Annotated in this window: 6 protein-coding genes; 3 read left to right on the top strand and 3 right to left on the bottom strand. The window is 31.9% G+C overall.

Going from position 1 to position 6,685, the window contains the following annotated elements; translation table 11 throughout:
* The 3 genes from DFQ10_RS18565 to fabV all read left to right on the top strand — a co-directional run.
* Positions 1-858 (top strand): T9SS type B sorting domain-containing protein (locus DFQ10_RS18565; protein WP_181897604.1); only part of this gene is annotated, 858 nt, incomplete at its 5' end.
* Positions 859-1,185: 327 nt separating this feature from the next.
* Complete coding sequence (gene lpdA / locus DFQ10_RS07755; RefSeq protein WP_115816833.1) at positions 1,186-2,586, top strand: dihydrolipoyl dehydrogenase; 1,401 nt, start codon at positions 1,186-1,188, stop codon at positions 2,584-2,586.
* Positions 2,587-2,597: 11 nt separating this feature from the next.
* Positions 2,598-3,788, top strand: coding sequence for an enoyl-ACP reductase FabV (fabV, locus tag DFQ10_RS07750; RefSeq protein WP_115816832.1), 1,191 nt, complete (start codon positions 2,598-2,600; stop codon positions 3,786-3,788).
* A gap of 77 nt (positions 3,789-3,865) precedes the next feature.
* On the opposite strand, the gene DFQ10_RS07745 is transcribed toward fabV, so the two are convergent.
* The 3 genes from DFQ10_RS07745 to DFQ10_RS07735 form a co-directional block, all read right to left on the bottom strand.
* Positions 3,866-4,456 (bottom strand): DUF4339 domain-containing protein, encoded by a 591-nt coding sequence (locus DFQ10_RS07745; protein WP_115816831.1) that lies wholly within the window; start codon positions 4,454-4,456, stop codon positions 3,866-3,868.
* A 335-nt stretch (positions 4,457-4,791) separates the two neighbouring features.
* Entirely contained in the window at positions 4,792-5,502 is a 711-nt protein-coding gene (locus DFQ10_RS07740) for a LytR/AlgR family response regulator transcription factor (protein WP_115816830.1), read from the bottom strand.
* On the bottom strand, positions 5,495-6,565 hold the full coding sequence (locus tag DFQ10_RS07735) for a sensor histidine kinase (protein WP_115816829.1): 1,071 nt from the start codon (positions 6,563-6,565) through the stop codon (positions 5,495-5,497). Before DFQ10_RS07735 ends, DFQ10_RS07740 begins: the two co-directional genes overlap by 8 nt.
* Positions 6,566-6,685: the final 120 nt, after the last annotated feature.

Raw genomic sequence — 6,685 nt, 5'->3', positions numbered from 1 at the left:
CTAGTTCTACCAAACTGTACCACTCTAAATTCACCAAGTTCTGGTTCTACTAATGTATTGGTAAATACCGATTTATTTTGGAATGCTGTATCTAATGCTACAGGATATATTTTAACCGTTGGCACAAGTTCTGGCGGTAACGATATAGTAAACAGTTTGGATATGGGCAATGTATTAACTTATAATTTACCAGCAGATTTACCAGAGGATTCTACAATTTACGTTTCAATAATTCCATACAGTGCCGATGGTGATGCCACAGGTTGTACAGAAGAGAGTTTTACAACTGAAGACCTTTTAGTTCTACCAAACTGTACCACTCTAAATTCACCAAGTTCTGGTTCTACTAATGTATTGGTAAATACCGATTTATTTTGGAATGCTGAATCTAATGCTACAGGATATATTTTAACCGTTGGCACAAGTTCTGGCGGTAACGATATAGTAAACAGTTTGGATATGGGCAATGTATTAACTTATAATTTACCGGCAGATTTGCCAGAGGACAATACAATATACGTATCAATAATCCCATATAATTCCGATGGTAATGCTATAGGTTGTTCAGAAGAAAGTTTTACAACAGAATCATACAAAGAGGTTGTTCCTCAGTTTTTTACACCTAATGATGATGGAGTAAATGATTTTTGGATTGTCCCTAATGAGTTTAACAATGTTTCAGAAGTTATAATTTTTAATCGTTATGGGAAAACAATGAATAAAATGGATAATTCTTCAACAGGTTGGAGCTGGAGTGGTAATTATAATGGAAAACTTTTACCAAGTAGCGATTATTGGTATTCAATTTTATATAAAGATGGGAAAATTTTAAGAGGTCATTTTAGTTTGGTAAGATAAAATGAAATATAACTTTTTATAATAGAGACTCACGATTAAGTCTTTTTAAGAAAATTTGATTCTAGCCGAGTCTGAGCATTAAAACTAAAGTGTCTTTTTATTAAAATGGTGGAGAATATTTAAAGAATAAAGTTACACATACTTCAATATATAATAACATTATGAAATCTATAAGTTATAATTAAGATCCAAAATCCCAATCTTAGATTAATAAATCTATTATGATTAAAAACATAAATCATAAATTCAAGGTCATAGCCGTTTGCCTTCCCGCAAAACATTTGTACTTTTGTTTGTATTAAATCTAATTAGATAAAAAATATCTTTATGAAATCATACGATGTAGCAGTAATAGGTTCTGGACCTGGTGGATATGTAGCAGCAATACGTTGCGCACAATTAGGCATGAAAACTGCGATTATTGAAAAGTATTCTACACTTGGCGGCACTTGCTTAAACGTAGGTTGTATTCCTAGTAAAGCTTTATTAAGTTCTTCTCATCATTATGAAGAAGCTACAAAACATTTTGAAGAGCACGGAATCGAAATTCCAGGTGACATTAAAGTGAATTTAGAAAAAATGATTGGTCGTAAGCAAGCTGTTGTAGACCAAACAACAGGTGGAATTGATTTCTTAATGAAGAAAAATAAGATTGATGTTTTTGAAGGCTTAGGGTCTTTTGTAGATGCGACTCATATAAAAATAGAAGGTAAAGATGCTCAAGAGATTGAAGCAAAAAAGATCATTATCGCCACAGGATCTAAACCTTCAACATTACCTTTTATCACTTTAGATAAAGAACGCGTCATTACATCAACGGAAGCTTTAAAATTAAAAGAAATTCCAAAACACTTAATCATTATTGGTGGTGGTGTTATTGGTTTAGAGCTTGGACAAGTATATCGTCGTTTAGGAGCTGAGGTGACTGTTATTGAATATATGGACAGAATCTTACCAACTATGGATGCTGGTTTGTCTAAAGAATTAAATAAAGTATTTAAGAAAGCCAAATGCAAAATGATGTTGTCTCACAAAGTACAGTCTGTTGAGCGTAAAGGTGATGAGGTTATTGTAAAAGCAGAAAACAAAAAAGGCGAAGTTGTAGAATTTAAAGGTGACTATTGCTTAGTATCCGTTGGTCGTAAACCTTATACTGCTGGTTTAAACGCAGAAGCTGCAGGTGTAAAATTAAACGATAGAGGACAGGTTGAAGTGAACGAGCACTTACAAACAAATGTATCTAACATTTATGCGATTGGTGATGTTATAAAAGGAGCCATGTTAGCGCATAAAGCTGAAGAAGAAGGTGTTTTTGTAGCAGAAACTATGGCAGGACAAAAACCACATATTGATTATAACTTAATTCCAGGTGTGGTTTACACATGGCCAGAAGTAGCTGCTGTTGGTAAAACAGAAGAAGAATTAAAAGCAGATAATGTAGAATACAAAGTAGGTCAGTTTCCTTTTAGAGCTTTAGGAAGAGCTAGAGCAAGTGGTGATATTGATGGATTTGTAAAAATCTTAGCTGATAAAAAGACAGATGAAGTTTTAGGTGTACATATGATTGGTGCACGTTGTGCCGATTTAATTGCAGAAGCCGTAACCGCTATGGAATTTAGAGCATCTGCAGAAGATATTTCTCGCATGTCTCATGCACACCCAACATTTGCAGAAGCCGTAAAAGAAGCCGCTTTAGCAGCAACGGACGATAGAGCATTACACGTTTAGACCATTAAAATATGATAATAGAACCAAAAACTAGAGGATTTATATGTTTAACGTCACACCCAACAGGTTGTGAAAAAAATGTATTAAATCAGATTGAATATATTAAATCTAAACCAACCAAAAATGGTCCTAAAAATGTACTTGTTATAGGTGCATCAACAGGCTTTGGTTTAGCATCAAGAATTACAAGTGCATACGGATCTAAGGCATCTACTATTGGAGTGTTTTTTGAAAAACCACCGACAGAAGGTCGTCCAGCGTCACCAGGTTGGTATAATAGTGCCGCTTTTGAGACGCAAGCTCATAAAGATGGTTTATATGCTAAGAGTATCAATGGTGATGCATTTTCTCATGAAATTAAAGCGCAAACTTTAAAATTAATAAAAGAAGATCTAGGTAAAATTGACATGTTAATTTATAGCTTAGCTTCACCAGTAAGAACGCATCCAGATACAGGTGAGCGTTTTAAATCTGTTCTTAAGCCAATTGGAGATACCTTTACAAATAACACGGTAGATTTTCATACAGGTGTTGTTAAAGAAATTTCAATAGAACCAAGTTCTGGGGATGATATTGAGAATACAATTGCTGTAATGGGTGGAGAAGATTGGCAAATGTGGATTGATCTTTTAAAATCTGAAAATGTATTATCTGAAGATTTTAAAACCATTGCTTACTCTTATATTGGCCCTTCATTAACAGAAGCCGTTTATAGAAAAGGAACCATTGGTAGGGCTAAAGATCATTTAGAAGCTACTGCTTTTAAGATTACAGACGCTTTAAAAGATATCAACGGAAAAGGTTATGTTTCTGTGAATAAAGCGTTGGTAACACAAGCTAGTTCAGCAATTCCGGTAATTCCATTATACATTTCATTATTATATAAAGTGATGAAAGAAGAAGGGATTCACGAAGGTTGTATTGAGCAAATAGAGCGTTTATTTAACGAACGTTTATATGCAGAAGATTTGCAATTAGATGAGCAAGGACGAATTCGTGTTGACGATTGGGAAATGCGCGATGATATCCAAGCTAAAGTTTTAGAGCTTTGGAAAGAAGCGACTACTGAAACTTTACCAAGTATTGGTGATTTAGAAGGATACAAAAAAGATTTCTTTAACCTTTTTGGTTTCAATGTTGAAGGCGTTGATTATGATAAAGATGTTAACGAAATGGTTGCTATTCCAGGATTACAGGAGTAATTAACTGTTTGTAAATAAGTAATATGATAAAGCGAAAATCTATTTAGGTTTTCGCTTTATTTTTTATAACTGCTAATTTATAATTCCTTAATTAAATCTTCAATTCGCATACGTTTACTATAATCATATTCATTGACATCCTTAACAAAGCAATACGCACTAATCTCACCAGATTTTACTTTTTCTGCTAATTCTTCAACTTTAAAAGGACCATATTCTTTTGATTGTTCAATATAATAGAATTCGTGATCGTAAATAATGGTGCTGACTTTCTTTCTATACTTTTCCTTCAAAAACGCATTAATATCCTCTATAGAGTTTAACTCGTCTTCGTAATCGGTAGTGTTGATATATAGTGCAAATTCTTCTTTGTCTTTATTATTAAGTACCAAAATATCATCATCCTTAAAATAAGCTTCTACAGTAATTAAACCGTCTTCGGTTTCAATAGAAAAGTTGTTTTGGATATCTATATTCCATGAGGTCTCTATAACATTGTCCTTTCTAGATATTTCGAGAATATTATCTTCTTTAAAGATGTAAATAGATTTTTTCTTAGAAATGCCATTCACCAAAACCCATCGCTGATTTATAAAATGCGAATCGTGATGATGTTCATAGCTAAAAGGTTTTAAATTTGGAATAGTTCTGTGTAGATAATCATTCATTTAGCAGGTTTTCAAAAGAATAGCATTTGCTATACAACGTTAAGATTTGGGTGTTTATTTTCTTAAACCTGAGTTTGATATAATATTTGTTTCAGTTTGAATGAATTTTTATTCAATTCGCAGATATATTTTTGAAGGACTAACTTGTTAATTTAAAAAAATCATATCAAGAATTGGGAAAAATTCATCAAATCCTGCGGAAAACCTAAAAAAAATGCAATCTATTCGTATAAAATTATTGAAATATCTCGATATTACTTTATATTTTATACTTCAAATCTCACCTTTTTTTAGGGTTCTGGAAATTAATTCTTATATCGAACTCAGGTTTAAAGTTAAAAATTTTCTAGACGTTTCAAAACTTCTTTCTTATAACTTCGACTAATGGAAAGCGCTTTTCGATTAACTGTAAGATGTTCGTTTGTAAACGATTGAATTTTGGCAATACAGACGATATAAGACCTATGAATTCTTAAAAATTGCGTTTTTGGTAATTTTGCTTCAATAGACGTAATGGTTTCTCTAGTGGTTATGGTTTCATCTTGAAGATGGATTTTTATATAATCGCTATAGCTTTCAACATATATAATGGCATTAAAATCTACTTTTAGCATGCGTCTGTCTGAGCGTACAAATATAAAGTCGTTAGATTCTGTGGTGGTTAAAGTCGTATCAATAGTAGTAGACGCGACTTCAAAAAAACGATTTATAGCTTGTAATAAACGCTCAAAAGCAATGGGTTTTAAAAGGTAATCTACGGCTTGTAAATCAAAGCCTTCTACAGCATAATCTCTGTAGGCTGTGGTAAAAATAATCTTGATGTCTTTGTTTATGGCTTTGGCAAATGATATTCCTGAAATCTCAGGCATATTAATGTCTAAAAAGATTAAGTCTACTTTGTTATTGCTAATAAAATTAAAGGCTTCAATGGCATTTTTGCATTGTGCTATAACTTCAATAGTTTCAATTTGCGCCACATGAGATGCAATAATTTCTCTAGCGATAGCTTCATCGTCAACTATAATGCATGTAATAGATTTAGGCATCTGTTAATTTAGATTTTAGATTTAACGATAGTAAAACTTCAAAATCATTGGTGCTGTTATTAATTTCTAGCTGATGCTGGTTGGGATACAAAAAATCTAACCGTTTTTTTATGTTTTCTAAACCAATACCTTCTTTAATACTTAAATCTTTAACAGAACTATTTTTAATTTTGAATGTAATGTTTTCAGCATTTGCCTTTATATAAATAGAAATATCTAAACTGCCATTTCTAATTTTTCCGTGTTTAAAACTGTTTTCAACAAATGGAATTAATAACATTGGTGCCATCTCAATATTATCTAAACTTATGTTTTTGGAGAATTGTACATTTAAAGTATCGCTAAAACGCATTTGCTCTAGACTGATATAGTCTTCAATATGATTTATTTCATCCTTTAAATTCACAAAAGGTTTGTCGGCTTGATACAGTAAGTAATCCAATAAGTTAGATAGTTTTAATATCATTTTTGGAGTTTCATCAGCTTTCTTTAAAGCAAAACCGTACATGGTATTTAGTGTGTTAAATAAAAAGTGTGGATGAATCTGCATTTTTAAATACTTCAGCTCTTGTTCTTTTAATTTAAGTTGTGTTTCAAGAATTTTGGTTTCGAGGGTCTTAGTCTTTTGGGATGCTTTTATGTTTAACTTCATAAGTTTAAAAGCACTCACAATAAAGGTTACAAGATAGATGCCTGTCTTTACAAATAGGATGTTTCTTGTTAGTGGATTCATGTCATTATATTCGAAATTAGAAATATAAATCAAACTAAAAAAGATAGAAACCATCACCAAATAGGCCGAAATAATCAGTGTATAAATACTGTAAAGAACAAATAGGAAATAGCGCTTTGTTACAAGGTAATCTGGGATTAATTTGTAAATAGATACATACGTTGTGGCTATAGTAATTGGCATTAAAAACAATGAGAATACAAGCGTATCGTTAAAATTATTACTGCCCACACCAAAAAAATAGGTGTAGAATAGGAGTACTGCACACCAAAATAGAAGGTGGAGTAGTCCTTGTCCTATTTTTTTTAATATGAATTCCTTTTTAAGCATTGGCAATATTCTTAATACAATAATACTGCATTTTTGTAGTGTATAAGGAGTTTATAGACGAATGACGGATTTAGTGATGGATTTAGCAATAGGTTTAATCGCAAGTTAAAACGGTTATTC

It is taken from the genome of Winogradskyella eximia, from assembly GCF_003386165.1.
GTDB lineage: Bacteria > Bacteroidota > Bacteroidia > Flavobacteriales > Flavobacteriaceae > Winogradskyella > Winogradskyella eximia.
The sequence above is the reverse complement of the archived record's forward strand: the minus strand, read 5'-3'. Positions and strand labels throughout refer to the sequence as shown.